This window comes from Chelatococcus sp. YT9 (genome assembly GCF_018398315.1).
Lineage (GTDB): Bacteria > Pseudomonadota > Alphaproteobacteria > Rhizobiales > Beijerinckiaceae > Chelatococcus.
Map to the genome: position 1 here is coordinate 1,841,535 of NZ_JAHBRW010000001.1, position 17,067 is coordinate 1,858,601.

14 protein-coding genes are annotated in these 17,067 nt (G+C 62.8%); 11 read left to right on the forward strand and 3 right to left on the reverse strand.

Going from position 1 to position 17,067, the window contains the following annotated elements; translation table 11 throughout:
• Nucleotides 1-8 precede the first annotated feature (8 nt).
• The 3 genes from mtgA (at nucleotide 9) to KIO76_RS08320 (ending at nucleotide 2,747) form a co-directional block, all read left to right on the forward strand.
• On the forward strand, nucleotides 9-653 hold the full coding sequence (gene mtgA, locus KIO76_RS08310; RefSeq protein ID WP_213325146.1) for a monofunctional biosynthetic peptidoglycan transglycosylase: 645 nt from the start codon (nucleotides 9-11) through the stop codon (nucleotides 651-653).
• A 223-nt stretch (nucleotides 654-876) separates the two neighbouring features.
• Nucleotides 877-1,062 (forward strand): 50S ribosomal protein L32, encoded by a 186-nt coding sequence (gene rpmF / locus KIO76_RS08315; protein WP_213322559.1) that lies wholly within the window; start codon nucleotides 877-879, stop codon nucleotides 1,060-1,062.
• Between the two features lie 311 nt (nucleotides 1,063-1,373).
• A complete protein-coding gene (locus KIO76_RS08320; RefSeq protein WP_213322561.1) occupies nucleotides 1,374-2,747 on the forward strand; it encodes a bifunctional diguanylate cyclase/phosphodiesterase in 1,374 nt (457 codons plus the stop codon).
• Between the two features lie 177 nt (nucleotides 2,748-2,924).
• Here the strand turns inward: KIO76_RS08320 and phaR are convergent, their stop codons facing one another.
• Nucleotides 2,925-3,518, reverse strand: coding sequence for a polyhydroxyalkanoate synthesis repressor PhaR (gene phaR / locus KIO76_RS08325; RefSeq protein ID WP_213322563.1), 594 nt, complete (start codon nucleotides 3,516-3,518; stop codon nucleotides 2,925-2,927).
• A 284-nt stretch (nucleotides 3,519-3,802) separates the two neighbouring features.
• Between phaR and KIO76_RS08330 the strand changes: the two genes are divergently transcribed.
• The 3 genes from KIO76_RS08330 to yddG all read left to right on the forward strand — a co-directional run bounded on the left by KIO76_RS08330 (nucleotide 3,803) and on the right by yddG (nucleotide 6,896).
• The gene (locus KIO76_RS08330; protein ID WP_213322565.1) at nucleotides 3,803-4,981 is read left to right on the forward strand and encodes an acetyl-CoA C-acetyltransferase; all 1,179 of its coding nucleotides are present in this window, start codon (nucleotides 3,803-3,805) and stop codon (nucleotides 4,979-4,981) included.
• A 134-nt stretch (nucleotides 4,982-5,115) separates the two neighbouring features.
• Nucleotides 5,116-5,844: an acetoacetyl-CoA reductase gene (phbB, locus tag KIO76_RS08335; protein ID WP_213322567.1), complete on the forward strand. Its 729-nt coding sequence runs from the start codon at nucleotides 5,116-5,118 to the stop codon at nucleotides 5,842-5,844.
• Nucleotides 5,845-6,002: 158 nt separating this feature from the next.
• Nucleotides 6,003-6,896 carry an aromatic amino acid exporter YddG gene (gene yddG / locus KIO76_RS08340; RefSeq protein WP_213322569.1) on the forward strand — a complete coding sequence of 298 codons (894 nt, stop codon included), beginning with the start codon at nucleotides 6,003-6,005 and terminating at the stop codon, nucleotides 6,894-6,896.
• Between the two features lie 50 nt (nucleotides 6,897-6,946).
• Here the strand turns inward: yddG and gloB are convergent, their stop codons facing one another.
• On the reverse strand, nucleotides 6,947-7,714 hold the full coding sequence (gene gloB / locus KIO76_RS08345; RefSeq protein WP_213322571.1) for a hydroxyacylglutathione hydrolase: 768 nt from the start codon (nucleotides 7,712-7,714) through the stop codon (nucleotides 6,947-6,949).
• Between the two features lie 203 nt (nucleotides 7,715-7,917).
• Between gloB and KIO76_RS08350 the strand changes: the two genes are divergently transcribed.
• The 4 genes from KIO76_RS08350 to KIO76_RS08365 all read left to right on the forward strand — a co-directional run bounded on the left by KIO76_RS08350 (nucleotide 7,918) and on the right by KIO76_RS08365 (nucleotide 12,439).
• Nucleotides 7,918-8,697 (forward strand): class I SAM-dependent methyltransferase, encoded by a 780-nt coding sequence (locus KIO76_RS08350; RefSeq protein WP_213322572.1) that lies wholly within the window; start codon nucleotides 7,918-7,920, stop codon nucleotides 8,695-8,697.
• 184 nt (nucleotides 8,698-8,881) lie between these two features.
• A complete protein-coding gene (locus KIO76_RS08355; protein ID WP_213325147.1) occupies nucleotides 8,882-9,835 on the forward strand; it encodes an acetyl-CoA carboxylase carboxyltransferase subunit alpha in 954 nt (317 codons plus the stop codon).
• Nucleotides 9,836-10,012: 177 nt separating this feature from the next.
• The gene (locus KIO76_RS08360) at nucleotides 10,013-11,443 is read left to right on the forward strand and encodes a L,D-transpeptidase family protein (protein ID WP_213322573.1); all 1,431 of its coding nucleotides are present in this window, start codon (nucleotides 10,013-10,015) and stop codon (nucleotides 11,441-11,443) included.
• 258 nt (nucleotides 11,444-11,701) lie between these two features.
• A complete protein-coding gene (locus KIO76_RS08365) occupies nucleotides 11,702-12,439 on the forward strand; it encodes a lytic transglycosylase domain-containing protein (protein WP_213322574.1) in 738 nt (245 codons plus the stop codon).
• Nucleotides 12,440-12,757: 318 nt separating this feature from the next.
• Here the strand turns inward: KIO76_RS08365 and secA are convergent, their stop codons facing one another.
• Nucleotides 12,758-15,541, reverse strand: coding sequence for a preprotein translocase subunit SecA (secA, locus tag KIO76_RS08370; RefSeq protein WP_213322575.1), 2,784 nt, complete (start codon nucleotides 15,539-15,541; stop codon nucleotides 12,758-12,760).
• Nucleotides 15,542-16,011: 470 nt separating this feature from the next.
• On the opposite strand from secA, the gene KIO76_RS08375 reads away from it, so the two are divergent.
• Nucleotides 16,012-16,962 carry a peptidylprolyl isomerase gene (locus KIO76_RS08375; RefSeq protein ID WP_502761842.1) on the forward strand — a complete coding sequence of 317 codons (951 nt, stop codon included), beginning with the start codon at nucleotides 16,012-16,014 and terminating at the stop codon, nucleotides 16,960-16,962.
• Nucleotides 16,963-17,067: the final 105 nt, after the last annotated feature.

The window sequence follows — 17,067 nt, forward strand, 5'->3', positions numbered from 1 at the left end:
TTCGCCGCATGGTCTGGCGCGTTGTCTTCATCATCCTGGCGCTGCCCGTCGTCATCGCATTGCTTTATCGTTTCGTACCTCCCGTATCGACACTGATGATCGGGCGGTGGATCGCGCTGGCCCCGGTCGACCGGCAATGGGTGCCGCTCGAGAGCATATCACCGGAGCTTGTCAGGGCTGTCGTCGCTGCGGAGGACGCGCGCTTCTGCAGCCATGGCGGGGTGGACTGGGTCGCGTTGAACGATGTTCTCGATGGTGCGGGGGATGACGGACCAGCACGCGGTGCGTCGACCATCACCATGCAGACCGTGAAGAACGTCTTCCTCTGGCCCGGCCGATCCTACATCCGCAAGGGTCTCGAAATCCCGCTGTCGATGATGGTCGATATCGTCTGGGGAAAGCCGCGCACGATGGAGGTCTATCTCAACGTTGCCGAATGGGGCGAGGGGATCTTCGGGGCCGAGGCGGCGGCGCGGCATTATTTCGGTAAGGCGGCGAAGCAGTTGTCGCGGCGCGAGGCGGCCTTGCTCGCGGCGGCGCTCCCGAACCCGCTTCAACGCGACGCCCGCCGTCCAAGCCGCTACATGTCCGTCTACGCCGGTCGCATCGGCGCGCGCATGCCCGGCGCGACGATTTCTTGCACGCACCTGTGATCTCAGCGAAGTTCGATCCCTCTGGCTGATGGGAGATCCGGACACGGATGTCGAGCGTGTCGTGAGCCCGGCCGCATTTCCGCCGACCAGGGTTTTAAATCTCTCATAGGGGCTAGCCAGCGCGCGCCTGACCCTGTATAAGCCCGCATCCTTTTGATTGCTGGATGATCCGGGAGCCTGAAGCCGCTCGCGCTTATCCACGGCTCATCGCGCGGAGTTTGTCATGGCCGTTCCGAAAAGAAAAACATCGCCATCGAAGCGTGGCATGCGCCGGTCCGCCGACGCTCTGAAGCAGCCGACCTATGTCGAGGACAAGGATTCTGGCGAGCTGCGTCGTCCGCACCATGTCGACCTCAAGACCGGCATGTACCGGGGCCGTCAGGTTCTTAAGGCACGCGCCGAAGCCTGATAAGGATAGCGTCCTGCTTCTTCGTAAAGGCCCGGCTCTGCCGGGCTTTTTGCTTATGCGAGCTGCATTGGCTGCTGCCGTGGTGCCCTGCGTGCAATTTCGCTCACCTGCTCGCTATAGTAGATTGTGTAAATTTGCCGGCAACCCTTTCATTTCTTGACGTTTCATTAACCAATTCCAAACAGCATGCGCTATAGTGACCCAGAACGCGGGGTACGGAGCGCGCGAACCGGCGTGGCCGTTCCCAAGATCGAAAAGAGTGGCCTGTTTCAGGGCTTCCAAGGCGGATCGGAATGGCGCAGAAGGCGCAAATGAGGGATCTGCAGTCGGAGTGCCCGCCTGATGCGGGGGCTGCCGGCGTGATGACGAATTGGGCTCACCTGGCCGAGGCCTTGGCTTCCGGCATGAGTGAGGCGGGACGCAGCGGCGTTTCTTTCACCCTTCTCGTTCTGGCCCTCGATAATCTCGATGATTTGAACGGCAGATTCGGGTCCGATGCAGCGGACGAAGCGCTGAACATTGTCGCCGGCCGGGTCGGCAAGGTCGCGCGTCGCCGTGACCAGATCATCCGCCACGCGAGCAACCGATTCGCGGTGTTGCTGCGCGGCTGCCCCGTCGCGCAGGTGCGTGGCATTGCCGAACGTATGGCGCGTGCCGTGGAGGCTACCCCCGCCAATACAAGGCGCGGCGCGGTCCAGCTCAGGGTGCGCATGGGCGCTGCGCAGGTTCCTGATCAGGGCTGCAGCGTGGAGGCCCTCCTGCACCATGCCAGCGATGCCTTGCGGTCGGCCAAGCAGCGGTTCGCTGATGGCCGGCGATCCGCTGAGTTCGCGCTCGTGACCCAGGTCATCGCCGACCAGGAAGTCGCGGCGCCGGCAGTGGTCACCTCGCCGGAGCTCGGTACGTTGGTGGATCCTGTCCGGCTGCTCAACGAGCAGCAGGTCATGCTCGCTGGCCAGCCCGTGGTCTCTGCCAAAACCCATGAGCTTGCCTTCCACGAGGCCCTCGTACGCATCAGGCTTGCAGACGGCACCATCATGGGTGCGGCTGAAGCGGTCCCGCTCGCCGAGCGCCACGGGGTCATCCCGCTGTTCGACTACCGTGTTCTCCAACTGGCGGTAAACCACCTCATCAAGGCGCCGACCGCACGGCTCGCGATCAACATCTCTCCTTTGACACTGCGAACCAACGACACCTGGGCGGCTTTTACGGCCCATCTCGGCGCAAATCCGTCGGTCGCGCAGCGGCTCATCGTCGAGTTGACCGAAACTGCAGCGATCGATGATCCGCATATCGTGCAGGGGCGACTGGCCACGCTGAAGCTTCTCGGAGTGACCATCGCTATCGATGATTTCGGTTCCGGGCATACCTCCTTCAGACATCTCAGGAGCTTCCCAGTCGATATCCTCAAGATCGATGGCAGCTTTGTCTGCAATCTTTCCCGGTCGCGGGAAGATCGCTTCTTCACACGCACCTTGGTTGAACTTGCACAGCACCTCGGCATCGCCACCGTAGCGGAATGGGTCGAGGACCGGGAAACGGCATCAATTCTGGCCGACTGGGGCGTGACCTACCTTCAGGGGGACTACATCGGCCCCGCCGCATTATGGGATGAAGGGCCGCAGCTCTCCACCGCACGCCGTCGCCGTGTCCTGCCGCCCCTCGTTGATTTGCGGGCAAGCTAGCCCACAAATCCTGCCATTGCGGATTAGCCAGAGACATCTCTCCCGCGCTCACCTGCGTCAGGGAGGTCCTGATCGCGGATTGCCCGAGCGATCCGATCTTTGGCCCGGCGCTGGCCTGGCAGGGGCCAGGTACATCCCAGGTAACCAGGCGATCGGATCTTGACCGGGCCGGTTCGATCAATCCTTACCGATCCGATCGAGCCTGGCCTGCATTTCCGATACCTGCCGTCTGAGCTCGCCGAGATCGTCCTCGTCCATGGGCGCTTTGGGTGTCGGGGGCGCGGCGTTTGAGGCGCTCGGCTGAATTCCGGCTCCGCCTGAGAACGGCGTGAAAAGACGCAGGGCCTCGCTGAACATTGTCATGTTGGCGCGAACCTGCTCCTCCATCGCCTGAAAGGCCGCGGCGGGTCCAAATGTTTGGCTCATCGTCTCCCGCAGCTTCTGCTGGTCCCGCGTCAGGTTATCGATCGAAAACTCGAGATAGCGCGGCACGAGTGCCTGCATGCTGTCGCCATAGAAGCGGATGAGCTGCCGGAGGAAAGCTACGGGAAGAAGGTGTTCACCGTGTTTGTTCTCTTCCTCGAAAATGATCTGGGTCAATACGGAGCGGGTAATGTCCTCGCTCGTTTTCGCATCATAAACGACGAAATCTTCACCGGTCCTGACCATGTTGGCCAGATCTTCCAACGTCACATAGGTGCTGCTGCCCGTGTGGTAGAGGCGTCGATTAGCGTATTTCTTGATGACGACCGGCTTGGTTTCATTCGCCATGGCTGCCTTTGTCCGATTCCCTGTCAACCTTAGCTACAACGGCTGTATCCTTGAGCTTTTTGCCCTACTTAAGCCTCTTGTGCGTCGCAGCTCCGCCCATGAGAAGGATATGACGTTATATGGGCATCGGAAACTCATTTGTTTGCGATGCACACTGAGAGGATCGGCTCGTGGTGTGAAGCTGATATGCTTGACGCCTGTCAAATGCGCCAGCCAAATAGCATCTATAAGAGAAGAGCACTGCGATCTCTCGCGGGGCTCGCCGACAGAACAGGAGACTGAGGATGGCCTCGGACGATATCGTCATTGTTGCAGCGGCACGCACGCCCGTGGGCTCGTTTAACGGGTCTTTCGCATCGTTGCCGGCCCACGTGCTGGGTGCCACTGCGATCACCGCAGCGCTTGGCAAGGCCGGCGTTGCCGCCGACGAGGTGGATGAGGTGATTCTTGGCCAGGTACTTGCAGCGGGCGAGGGCCAGAACCCGGCCCGTCAGGCGGCCATGAAGGCCGGCATTCCCGTTGAGAAAACCGCTTGGGGGCTCAATCAGGTCTGCGGCTCGGGCCTGCGCGCGGTTGCCCTCGGCCTGCAGCAGATCGCCAATGGCGATGCGGACATCATCGTCGCTGGCGGCCAGGAATCGATGAGCCTGTCACCGCACGCCGCGCATATGCGCGCCGGCACCAAGTTCGGGGACATTCAATTCGTCGACACGATGATCAAGGACGGGCTCTGGGATGCCTTCCACGGCTATCACATGGGCGTAACTGCCGAGAACGTCGCGACCAAATGGCAGATCTCGCGCGAGGAGCAGGATGCCTTCGCGGTCGCCTCGCAGAACAAGGCCGAGGCCGCGAAGAAGGAGGGCCGTTTCAAGGATGAGATCGCGCCGGTCACCGTCGCCTCGCGGAAGGGCGACATCGTGGTCGACACCGACGAGTATATTCGTGATGGCGCCACGCTCGAAGCTATGGCCAAGCTGCGCCCGGCTTTCTCGAAGGAGGGCACTGTCACCGCGGCTAATGCGTCAGGTCTGAACGACGGCGCGGCGGCGCTTGTGCTGATGAGCGCGGCGGCTGCCGAGAAGCGCGGCTTGAAGCCGCTGGCGCGGATCGTGTCCTGGGCCACGGCGGGTGTCGAGCCGGCCGTCATGGGCTCCGGGCCCATCCCGGCGGCGCGCAAGGCCCTCGCCAAAGCCGGCTGGAAGGTGGACGACCTCGATCTCATCGAGGCTAACGAGGCCTTTGCGGCACAAGCCATCGCCGTCAACCGGGATCTCGGCTGGGATACCAGTAAGGTCAATGTCAACGGCGGTGCCATCGCCATCGGTCATCCGATCGGGGCGTCGGGCGCGCGCATCCTGACGACGCTGCTGCATGAACTCGTCCGGCGTGATGCCAAGAAGGGCCTTGCCACGCTCTGCATCGGCGGCGGCATGGGGATTGCTTTGACGGTGGAGCGATAAGCCCCGCGTTTGGGCTTGGGCGCCCACTCTCCGGGCGATCGCCCAATCGGCCTGGCGTCGGCAACTTCCGGCGCCAGGCATGGTGAGTATGTCTGACAGCTGGCGTTCACAAGAATCGATTGTGGGAGGTACTCATGTCCAAGGTAGCGGTGGTCACAGGCGGCACTCGTGGCATCGGCGCCGCGATCTCTAAGGCGCTTCACGCTGACGGCTACAGAGTCGCTGCGACCTTTGCTGGAAATGAGCAGGCTGCGAGTGCCTTCTCCGCTGAGACTGGTATCAAGAGCTACCGATGGGACGCCGGTGATCCCGAGGCTTGTACCGCTGGACTGAACCGCGTTGCCGAAGATCTCGGCCCGGTCGAGATCCTGGTGAACAATGCAGGCATCACCCGGGACAGCATGTTCCACCGCATGAGCTACGAGCAGTGGTCGGCGGTCATCCACGCCAATTTGAACAGCATGTTCTGCATGACCAAGCCCGTGATCGAAGGTATGCGCACCCGCGGGTTCGGGCGCATCATCAATATTTCCTCCATCAATGGCCAGAAGGGGCAGGTAGGTCAGGTGAACTATTCGGCCGCGAAGGCCGGTGTCATCGGTTTCACCAAGGCGCTTGCGCTTGAAAATGCTCCTAAGGGCGTCACGGTGAATTGCATTTGCCCGGGTTACATCGACACCGATATGGTGGCAGCAGTTCCGGCAGACACTCTCGCCAAGATCGTTTCGGGCATTCCTGCTGGCCGGCTTGGCAAGGCGGAGGAAATCGCCGCTGCCGTCGTGTTTCTCGCGTCGGACAAGGCCGCGTTCATGACCGGCTCGGTCCTGACCATCAACGGTGCCCAATATATAGCCAACGGCTGATCCTTGATGCATAAGCCACGCTAGAGTGTCGCGCCCAGAAGCTGCAGGCGGTTCTGCGCGCGGACGTCCTCTATCGTGACGGCTCTGGACCTTTTGTTCCCAGCCAGATTCAACGGCAGCAAAATGTTCCAGGCGCGGGGATCGCGGGGGTGGCAGGCATGATCGCGTTGACGGGGGCGACCCGGATCGGCCTGGGTGCCATTGCTCTCTGGTCACTTCTCGCCGCGTTGACGGCGGCATCCGGCCAAGTGCCGCCGTTTCAGCTCGCAGCCATGACTTTCGCCCTCGGCGGCCTTCTCGGTTGCGCCTCTTGGATCATAAAGCCCTCCGGCATCGCCGCGTTGCGACAGCCGTGGCGGGTCTGGTTCGTCGGCGTCAGCGGCCTTTTCGGCTACCACGCCCTTTATTTTGCCGCACTACGCATCGCGCCGCCGGCGGAGGCGGGACTGATCAACTATCTTTGGCCTTTGCTCATCGTCTTGTTCTCGTCGTTGCTCCCGGGCGAGAAGCTGCGGCCGGCCCAGGTTCTCGGCGCCATCCTCGGCTTCGGCGGCGTGCTCGTCCTCATCTTCAGCAAGCAGGACCTGTCCTTCAGCGGGGCCTATGTCCCGGGATATCTCTCGGCCTTGGGCGCCGCCGTGATCTGGGCGATCTATTCCCTGGTGTCGCGTGCCTTCGGGACGGTTCCGACGGATGCGGTCGCCGGTTTCTGCCTTGCCACATCATTTCTGAGCGCCCTGTGCCACCTCGCGTTCGAGGTGACGATATGGCCGGAATTCTGGTGGCAATGGCTGGCAATTGTGGTTCTCGGCATCGGGCCGCTCGGCGCCGCCTTCTACTGCTGGGATTTCGGTGTGAAGCGGGGCGATATCGGATTTCTCGGGGTTGCCGCCTATGCGACGCCGGTGATTTCAACCCTCCTCCTCGTCGCACTCGGCTTTGCCGAGGCCACCATCGCATTGGCGATTGCCTGCGCGCTGATCGTATTCGGCGCTTTCGTGGCATCCCGTCCCGCTGCAAGCCGGAAGCCAATGCGCAGTCGGCAAAGCTGATCAGCGTCGGCAGAGCGGGCGGGATTCTTTCCGTCAGGCCGAGCGCCGCTTCAGAACTTGTCCTTCCACCGCCGCAGAGCGGCGAAGACCTCGGCGGCACGCCCGTTTTCGAGGCCCACGGCCTTCGCCAAGGCGGGCTCGTTCGCGCGCAGGAAGGGGTTCGTCGCCTTTTCCTCACCAAGCGTCGAAGGGATGGTGAGCTTGCCAGCGGCACGGAGGGCATCGATGGCGGCGGCTCGCTTCTGCAGGGCGGGATCGTCCGGGGTGACGGCCAGCGCGAAGCGGGCGTTGGATTGCGTGTATTCGTGGCCGCAATAGAGGCGGGCGGCATCCGGAAGGGCGGCGAGCTTCTGGAGGGATTGCCACATCTCCTCAGGCGAGTTCTCAAAGAGACGACCGCAGCCGAGCGCAAACAGGGTGTCGCCGGCGAACAGCGCCTCCTCCTTCGCAAACCAGTAGGCGATATGGCCGGCGGTGTGCCCGGGCGTGGCGATGACCTTGGCCTCAAGCGTGCCGACTTTCACCACGTCGCCTTCATGCACGGCGACGTCGAGCCCTGGAATGGCGTCGGCCTCGGCGCCCGGGCCCGTGACGGTGAGATCATAGCGGTCCTTGAGCGGCAGGATACCTTCGACGTGGTCGGCATGCTTATGCGTGACCAGGACATCCGTCAGCGACCAGTTCCTGGCGGCGAGGACCTCCAAGATGGGGTCGGCTTCCGGCGCATCGATGGCGGCCGTCGCGCCGCTCGCGGGATCATGGATCAGCACGCCGATGTTGTCGCTGCGGCAGGGAAACACCTCGATCAGGGCAGGCATCGGCGACCTCATGGGGCTGGGTGGGGATTGCGCCGGTAGCGCGAAGAGCAATTATAGCCGCGATCATGCCTCGCGGGCTTAGCGCGAAAATGGCGATATGTGCGGCGGAGGGCAAGACCAGAGTGCCGCTTGCGCATACCGGCCGTCAGCCCCATTGATAGCCGGACGCGCCCTGGCAACCTTCAGGGACTGTGGGAGAGGCCATGCCTGTCGATGTCGTCGATCTGAAGAGCTTCTACGCGACGCCGCTCGGTGTGGTTGCCCGCCGATTGGTAGGGCGCGCCATTGACAGCCTTTGGGGCGACATGCCCCGGCAACGGCTCCTCGGTATTGGCTATGCGACGCCTTACCTCACGGCGTTCCGCCCTCGCATGGAACGGACGCTTGCCTTCATGCCCGCCATGCAGGGGGTGGTGAACTGGCCGCCGAATGGCATTTCCTCGTCAGCGCTCGTGGACCCCGCCATGCAGCCGCTGCTCGATGCGTCGATCGACAGGGTCATCATCGTGCATGCGCTGGAGACGAGCGACGCGCCGGAGGATCTGTTATCGGAAGTGTGGCGCATCCTGACGCCGGGCGGGCGGATGATCGTTGTGGTGCCCAACCGGCGCGGTCTCTGGGCGCGCATGGACACGACCCCCTTCGGACAGGGGCTGCCTTACAGCCGTTCGCAGCTCACGGGGCTCCTTAGACGCAGCCTGTTTTCCCCTGAGAACTGGGGAGAGGCGCTCTATGTGCCTCCCTTGCGCGGCCGTTTGTTCCTGCGCGCGGCGGTTGCATGGGAGCGGGCGGGTGCACGGCTCTCACTGCCCTTCGCTGGCGTCCATGTCATGGAGGCGACCAAGCAGCTCCACCGGCCTGTCATGGTGCGCAAGGTCCGCCGCTCACGGAGCCTCAGCCCAGTTCTCTTGCCGACGCCCGGCCCGCCCGTGCCCACCGGACGCGTGCGAGCCGCGCATCGAACCTCGGATATGTCGCCATGAAGCGGGTATGCGTGCGGTGGCGCACGGGCGCGCTGGGGCAACCGATGTCGGTGGACGGCGGGATATTGACTTGCAGCCTTCCTGACGCCAAGGTCCGGCCTTCGCCGGCCCCTGTGACGGAGGCTGTGTTCGGCCCTTCGATCTCGGGGTGTTGAAGGGCTTTGCTGACCCCTATTGTGAGTTGATGCGCAGCTATCTCGATTTTGAAAAACCCGTTGCTGAACTCGAAGCCAAGGTCGAGGAGCTGCGAGCGTTAGCCCAGTCCGGCGACGCGGTCGCCATTGGCGAGGAGATTGGCCGGTTAGAGGCCAAGGCCTCGCGCGCGCTGGACGAGCTCTATGCCGCCTTGACCCCCTGGCAGAAGGCGCTCGTGGCGCGCCATCCGCAGCGGCCGCATTTCATCGATTACTGCACCGCCTTAATCGACGACTTCACCCCTCTCGCGGGCGATCGCAAGTTCGGTGAGGATGAGGCCATCGTCGGCGGGTTCGGTCGCTTCCGGGGCGAAAGCGTATGCGTGATCGGCCAGGAGAAGGGCTCCAATACCGAGGAACGCATCCGCCATAATTTCGGCATGGCGAAGCCCGAGGGCTATCGCAAGGCTGTACGCCTGATGGAGCTCGCCGGACGCTTTTCGTTGCCGGTCATCACCTTCGTCGACACGGCGGGCGCTTATCCCGGCATTAACGCCGAGGAGCGTGGTCAAGCCGAAGCCATTGCCCGGTCGACGGAGGCTTGTCTCGCGCTCCCCACTGCGAGCGTTTCCGTCATTATTGGTGAGGGCGGCTCCGGTGGTGCTATCGCGCTCGCTACCACCAACAAGGTGCTCATGCTGGAGCACTCGATTTATTCGGTGATCTCGCCGGAAGGTGCCGCGTCCATTCTCTGGCGCGACTCTTCCCGCGCTCAGGATGCTGCGACCGGAATGAAGATCACCGCGCAGGACCTTCTGAAATTCGGCGTCATCGACGCAATCATCGCTGAGCCGTCTGGTGGCGCCCACCGGGATGCGGCCCATGCGATTGCGTCGACCGGCGATGCGATCGCGGCCAGTTTCCAGGATCTGTCGGGCCTGTCGCCGGAGGAAATCCGCGACCGGCGGGCTGAGAAATTCCTGGCCATCGGCAGGCGGTTGTGAAACCTTTCTAAATCCGTCAGAGTGCGGAAAGATGAAGCCGAGTCGTCTGTTCGCTAGCGTGCCGACCCAGGAAGTGCCACTGGTTTGCCTTAATTTGGTAAGATTGGGGTAACGCTTCCGGGCGTAAAAGCTAACAACCGGTGACCTTTGTTGACCGGTCGAATGATTGGATGGCTGATGTTCAAGCGCGTCGCATTGATCGCCGTCGTGGGATTGGGCCTAGCCTCGTGCCAGGACGGAAACGGCTACAATCGCAGCGCCCGTGCAAACGCTCCGCTGCCGGCAGCCACGCTGGCGCTCATGTCCGAGAAGGGCATGACGAAGTCTTCTCCTATTCTCATCCGCGCCTACAAGAAGGAAGCGGAACTCGAGGTCTGGAAGAAGGACAACACCGGCCGCTACGCGCTACTGAAGACATATCCCATCTGCCGCTGGTCGGGACAGCTCGGCCCGAAGGTGCGTGAAGGCGACCGGCAGGCGCCGGAGGGTTTCTACAACATCACGCCCGCGCAGATGAATCCCAACTCGAACTTCTTCCTGTCGTTCGATACGGGCTTCCCCAACACCTATGACCGCGCCAACGGCCGCACTGGCTCATTCCTCATGGTTCATGGCGCGTGCTCGTCACGCGGCTGCTACTCCATGACGGATGAGCAGATCGCCGAGATTTATGCGCTCGGACGCGAGGCCTTCAGTGGCGGTCAGCGCTCGTTCCAGTTCCAGGCCTATCCCTTCCGGATGACGCCGGAGAACATGGCCAAGCACCGCAAGGATCCCAACATTGCCTTCTGGCAGATGTTGAAGCGCGGTTCGGATAATTTTGAAGTGACGCGCGAGGAGCCGAAAGTCGGCGTCTGCGGCCGCCAGTATGTCTTCAACGCTGTCTCGGCGAGCGGTATCCGGCTTGACCCCGTCGCGCCTTGCCCCGCCTTGCGTGAGGACGAAGCTGTCGCTTCGGCCGTCAAGGCCAAGCAGCAGCGGGATGACGCCAAGGTCGCCGAACTGGTTCGCTCGGGCACGGCGGCCGTCCGCCTTGTTTATCAGGATGGCGGGCAGCACAAGTCCTTCAGTTCTGCGTCCAACAACTTCGGCGGTTCGGATGGCGGCGTCATGATGTTCGCCGCGCGCAGCAGCGCCAAGCCTCTTGAGAATGTGAGCCGCCCTGAAGCGTTGTTGAACGGGCCAGAGGAGATCGTGCTGGAGGAGGGCGTCGCCCCGAAGCCTACTCAGCCGGTCACCGCTGTGGCTGCCCTTGCGCCTGCCAAACCCACAGCGAACGATGTGGTCTCGACGTCGTCCACCGCGCGTGACGAGGCAGCGGTGCCCGCGCCGGTTCTCGCCTCTGCCGGCGCGACCGAAAGCGCTGCCCCCAAGAAGTCATTGTTCCAGCGCGTGATGTCCTGGGCGGATTCGGCGCCAGCAAAACCTGCGGCGCCAGCGGCGGAAGCTCTCTCGCAGACGGTGCCTGCTGCAGCGCCACTGCCGCCGCAACGGCAGCAATCGTCGAATAGCGGAAAGGCCGGCGCGACCGACAAGCGCGCGGAACTGCCCGCGAAGGACGCAAGCGAGGCCTCGTCGCGGAGCGTATGGCCGCTCTCCCTGTTCTGATCCCGGAAGCATGTCCGGCAAAGCGCATGAGGCCGTTGTCGATGGACAGCGGCCTTTTTTCTTTGGGGGAGCTCGTGAAGCTGTCCTTATTCCTGGAGGAGGGCGCGGGCACGCTCAATCTCGCCAGGGAGGATGAGCTTCCGGCTGTGTTTCCAATGAATTTATATTTCATCGTCATATTACGATAAGCTTTTATTGCGCATGAGAGAGCGCGCCGTACCGCTCCCCGGCCGGGGCTTCCGGCAAGAGGAACAGTTCATGGTGGTCAGGATCGGTATCACCGCTGTCGTTTTGACCGTCGCTGCCTTTGGCATGGGGAAAGCGCTTGCCGCGCCCGAGAGTGGCCAGTCGCCCAAGTCGGCGCCGAGTGAAGCTGCAGTTGCGCCTGTGCCGAAATCGGTGGCTCCGGCAGAAGCCTCCGTTCCTTCGCCCGGCCGGGACAAGGTGCGATTGCGCGCCCTCGTGCGCGAGCAGGCGTTGAAATCAGGCTTGCCGCCCCAGATCGCGGACGCGGTCGCGGAGGTTGAGAGCGCCTATAATATCTCTGCTTCGGGCAGCTACGGTGAAGTCGGGCTGATGCAGGTGTTGCCCTCGACCGCACGGATGCTCGGCTTCAGCGGCTCGCTCGCGGAACTCGCCGAACCCGCCACCAACATCCGCTATGGCGTTACCTATCTCACCGGCGCCTGGAAGCTCGCGGGCGGCGACATCTGCACGACAGTCATGAAATACCGAGCAGGGCACGGGGAGACACGCTTCTCCTATCGCTCGGTGCACTATTGTCAGCGCGTGCGCGCGATCCTGACCGCGCAGGGATATCCCGTTACGGGGGAGGTCCCAACACCCACCTTTGGTGACCCGGTCGTCGGCGCGATCGGGCCAGTCGCGCGCGGCAAGAGTGGCCGCCGCAAGAGCCGGGTGAACTGGGCTACCTATGATTCCCGCATGCGCAACCTGACCAAGGTTGGCGCTTCCACCCTGCGCATCATGCAGTGAGGTCTTGCCGGGCAGGCGGCAAGCCCCAGATTGCAAGACAGGGCGCCACAGAATTCTCCGATCCAATTGAACCGATGGGGCTTCGTTGTCATGGCCGGACTTGTCTTGGCCATCCGGACACATAGCGTCTGGACTTTGACAATCGGGATCCCCGGCGCGAGGCCGGGATGACCCCGGTGGATCGGTTATCTCAAATTGGATTGAGGAGGAGGGCTACGGAGCGGCGCGGACGACCAGTACCGTAAACCCCTCACCGGACACTGCACGTCTGTCTGACCTCCCCTAACGGAGAAGTGAGCACGTCCGCCGGGCGATCGCTCAGATGAACCGCCCGTGACAATGCTTGAACTTCTTGCCTGAGCCACAGGGGCAGGGATCGTTGCGGCCGACCTTGCCCCACGTCGAGGGGTCGGCTGGATCCACAGCGACGGCTTCCGCCTGCGGGCGGGACGCTACGAGCGTGTCGGCATAGCCCGCCATCTCCTCCTCGCCGCTGAACGGGTTGAGGTGATGGGCCTCCATCGGCGGCAACTCGGCCTCTGGGGGCGGCGAGAACATCACCTCGACTCGCATCAGCTGCGTCGTGACCTGCTCGCGGAGGCGCCCGATCAGGCCGTCGAAGAGCTGGAAAGCTTCGGACTTGTACTCGTTCAGCGGATCGCGCTGGGCGTAGCCGCGCCAGCCGATGACCTGGCGCAGATGATCGAGCGTGGCGAGATGCTCGCGCCAGAGATGGTCGAGGGTTTGCAGCAGCACCTGCTTCTCGACGTAGTTCATCACCTCGGGCGTATTCTTCTCGACGCGCTCTGCATAAGAGGCATCGACAGCCGCCTTGAGGCGCTCGCGGATCTCGTCGTCCGCGATACCTTCTTCCTTCGCCCAATCCTCGACCGGAACGGTGATGTTCAGCTCGTTGGTAATGGCCTCGGAGAGGCCGGCGACATCCCACTGTTCGGGGTAGGAATTCTCAGGGATATGACGCGTCACCAGTTCTTCGGCGACACCGTGGCGCATCTCGTCGATGGTCTCGCGGACCGATTCCTGAGCCATGAAATCACGACGCTGCTCGAAGACCACCTTGCGCTGGTCGTTCATAACGTTGTCGTATTTCAGGATGTTCTTGCGCATGTCGAAGTTGCGCGCTTCGACCTTGCCCTGTGCCTTCTCGATCGCCTTGTTGATCCAGGAATGGACGATCGCCTCGTCCTCTTTCAGGCCAAGACGCTGCAGCATCGTGTCCATGCGGCCTGAGCCGAAGATGCGCATCAGGTCGTCTTCGAGCGACAGGAAGAACTTCGAGCGGCCGGGATCGCCCTGGCGGCCGGAACGGCCACGCAGCTGATTGTCGATGCGCCGGCTCTCGTGACGCTCGGTGCCGATGACATAGAGCCCGCCAGCGGCCAGCGCGCGTTTCTTGAATTCGGCGATCTCCGCGCGGATCTCGGCTTCGCGAGCCGTCCGCGCCTCGCCCTCCGGCATATCAGCCAGTTCCTGCTCCAGCCGCATGTCCGCATTGCCGCCAAGCTGGATATCCGTGCCGCGGCCGGCCATGTTGGTAGCGATGGTGATGGCGCCGGGAACACCGGCCTGCGCCACGATGAAGGCTTCGAGCTCGTGGAAGCGGGCGTTCAGCACTGCGAAATGCTTGGATGACTTCCCCGAGCGGGCGGCCTCGAACACCGGCTTCAGCGCGTCGGGCTTGTTGAAATCGATATGCTTGTAACCTGTCTTGGACAGGAAGTTGGCGAGTACTTCCGACTTCTCGATCGAGGTGGTGCCGACGAGAACCGGCTGGCCTTTCTCGGCCGCCTCCATGATGTCGCGGGCGATCGCCTTGTACTTCTCGGCATCGGTCCGGTAGACCTCATCGTCCTCATCGATACGCTTGACCGGCAGGTTGGTCGGGATCTCCACCACGGGCAGGTTGTAGATGTCCAGGAACTCGTCGGCCTCGGTGGCGGCCGTGCCGGTCATGCCGCCGAGCTTCTTGTAGAGGCGGAAATAATTCTGAAAGGTAATCGACGCGAGGGTCTGATTCTCGGGCTGGATCTGGACGTGTTCCTTCGCCTCGAGGGCTTGGTGCAGGCCCTCCGAGTAGCGCCGGCCCTGCATCATGCGACCGGTGAACTCGTCGATGATGACCACTTCGTTGTTACGGACGATGTAGTCCTTGTCGCGCTGGAACAGCGTATGGGCGCGCAGTGCCTGGTTCACGTGGTGCACCAGCGTCGCGTTGGCGGCGTCGTAGAGAGAGCCTTCCTTCAGCAGGCCGGCGCCTTCCAGCAGCTCTTCGATATGCTCATTGCCGCTCTCGGTCAGCGAGACCGCGCGCTGCTTCTCGTCGAGATCGTAGTCCTCGCGCTTGAGCTTCGGGATCAGCACATCGATGGCATTGTAGAGATCGGAGCGGTCGTCGAGCGGCCCGGAGATGATCAGCGGCGTCCGCGCTTCGTCGATCAGGATCGAGTCGACCTCGTCGACGATTGCGAAATTGTGCCCGCGCTGGACCATCTGCGCGAGATCGTATTTCATATTGTCGCGCAGATAGTCGAAGCCGTATTCGTTGTTGGTGCCATAGGTGATGTCGCAGGCATAGGCTTCGCGGCGCTGGTCGTCGTCCAGCCCGTGGATGATCACGCCGACTGTCAGCCCGAGAAAGCGGTAGATGCGCCCCATCCATCCGGAGTCGCGGCTGGCGAGATAGTCGTTGACGGTGACCGCATGAACACCCTTGCCGGACAGGGCGTTGAGATAGACCGGCAGCGTCGCCACAAGGGTCTTGCCTTCACCCGTCCGCATTTCGGCGATCGCGCCTTCGTGAAGCACCATGCCGCCGATGAGCTGCACATCGAAGTGCCTTTGGCCGAGCACACGCTTGGCTGCCTCGCGCACGGTGGCGAAGGCCGGAATGAGCAAATCATCGAGTGTCTTGCCGGCGGCGAGCTGCTGACGGAATTCCTCCGTCCGGGCGCGCAGCTGCTCGTCTGAAAGGGCCGCGAGTTCGGGCTCAAGCGCATTGATGGCCTGGACTCTGCTGGTATAGGTCTTCAGGCGGCGGTCGTTGGCTGAACCGAATATTTTTTTCGCAATAGCGCCGAGCATCGAGATTCTTTCCGGACGATCAATTCCGGCCCGGGAAGGCATCCCGCGCCGTCGGTCACACGATTAACCCCCAAGGGGCGCCGGGTCCAGCACAACAGCGGGGACATGAGCCCCACCAATCGACTTTATGGCGTCGACCTTGATTCCGCCCCTATCGCACGCCGATGTGTCGAAGCGGCGAAGCCCCGTGCTGTTCGGCGAAATGGGTGTATCATGAGGATCTGTCAACCCGGTTACTGCCAAACAGGCCTTATGGCGCTATATAGGGGCGCCAGCTCGCTGTGGGGAGGTCGCAGCGTTGGGCGCGATGTGGGCGGACGCTGGCTCTCAGGGAGAGCTCCCGCCAACATAAGGTCTTGCCAAGCAACGCCGCTTCGGCCACTCATGCAAGCCACTTATGCTCATATGGCTGGTGCGCCCTCGTGGCCGCCAGCCGTCCATCGGCCCCCGGTCGCATCGCGGAAGCACCCATGAACCTTCGTCGCTTCTTTCTAACCACTGCCGCCACCGCCCTGATGGGCTTGCCCGGCTTGGGCGCGCTCTCCGTGCCTGCCATGGCCCAGGGCGCTGCGGCTCCGGCGGCGCCTCAGCCGGCCGCGCCGGCCGCTTCCGCTACCAACCCGGACAAGCCGCTTGCCACTGTGAACGGCGTGGCGATCACCCAGCGGGATCTCGACGTGGCCAGCGAGGATCTCGGGGACCGGCTGCCTGCGATGCCGGAAGCCCAGCGCCGGACTTATCTCTTGAACTATCTCATCGACATGAAGATTCTGGCGCAGGCTGCCGAAAAAGCCAAGATCGGCGACACGCCGGACTTCGCGCGCCGGTTGGCCTACTTCAGGGACAAGGTGCTGCTGGACGACTATCTGGCCGCCGAGGTGAAGAAGGCCGCGACGCCTGAAGCAGCCAAGGCGCTCTACGAAGATACCGTCAAGGGCATGAAGCCCGAAGAAGAGGTGCGCGCCCGCCACATTCTCGTGGAGAATGAGGCCGACGCGAAGAAGATTGAAGCACGGCTCAAGGCCGGCGAGGACTTCGTGAAGGTGGCTGCGGAAGTCTCGAAGGATCCGGGTTCCGCCAAGGAAGGCGGGGATCTCGGCTTCTTCACCAAGGACCGCATGGTGCCGGAATTTGCCGAGGCCGCGTTCAAGCTCAAGCCGGGTGAGATTTCGGCGCCTGTGAAGAGCCAGTTCGGCTGGCACGTCATCAAGGTTGAGGAAAAGCGCGAAAAGCCAATTCCGACGTTTGACGAGGTCAAGGAGCAGGTCGACAGCTATCTGGCGCAGAAGGCTCAGCAGGACATTATTGTGGGCTTACGCAAGGATGCGAAGATCGAGCGTCTGGACGAGCCGCCGGCAACGCCCGCCCCGACACCAAGCGCGCCAGCGCCCGCAACACCGGCCGAGCCCAAGAAGCCCTGATCTGGTGACGGGGATAACGTCCTGCAGATCGGGAACGATAGGCAGGTGGCCGCGACCGGCAAGGCATATTTGACCTGATGACCCAGGAGTACGGCATGGCTTGCA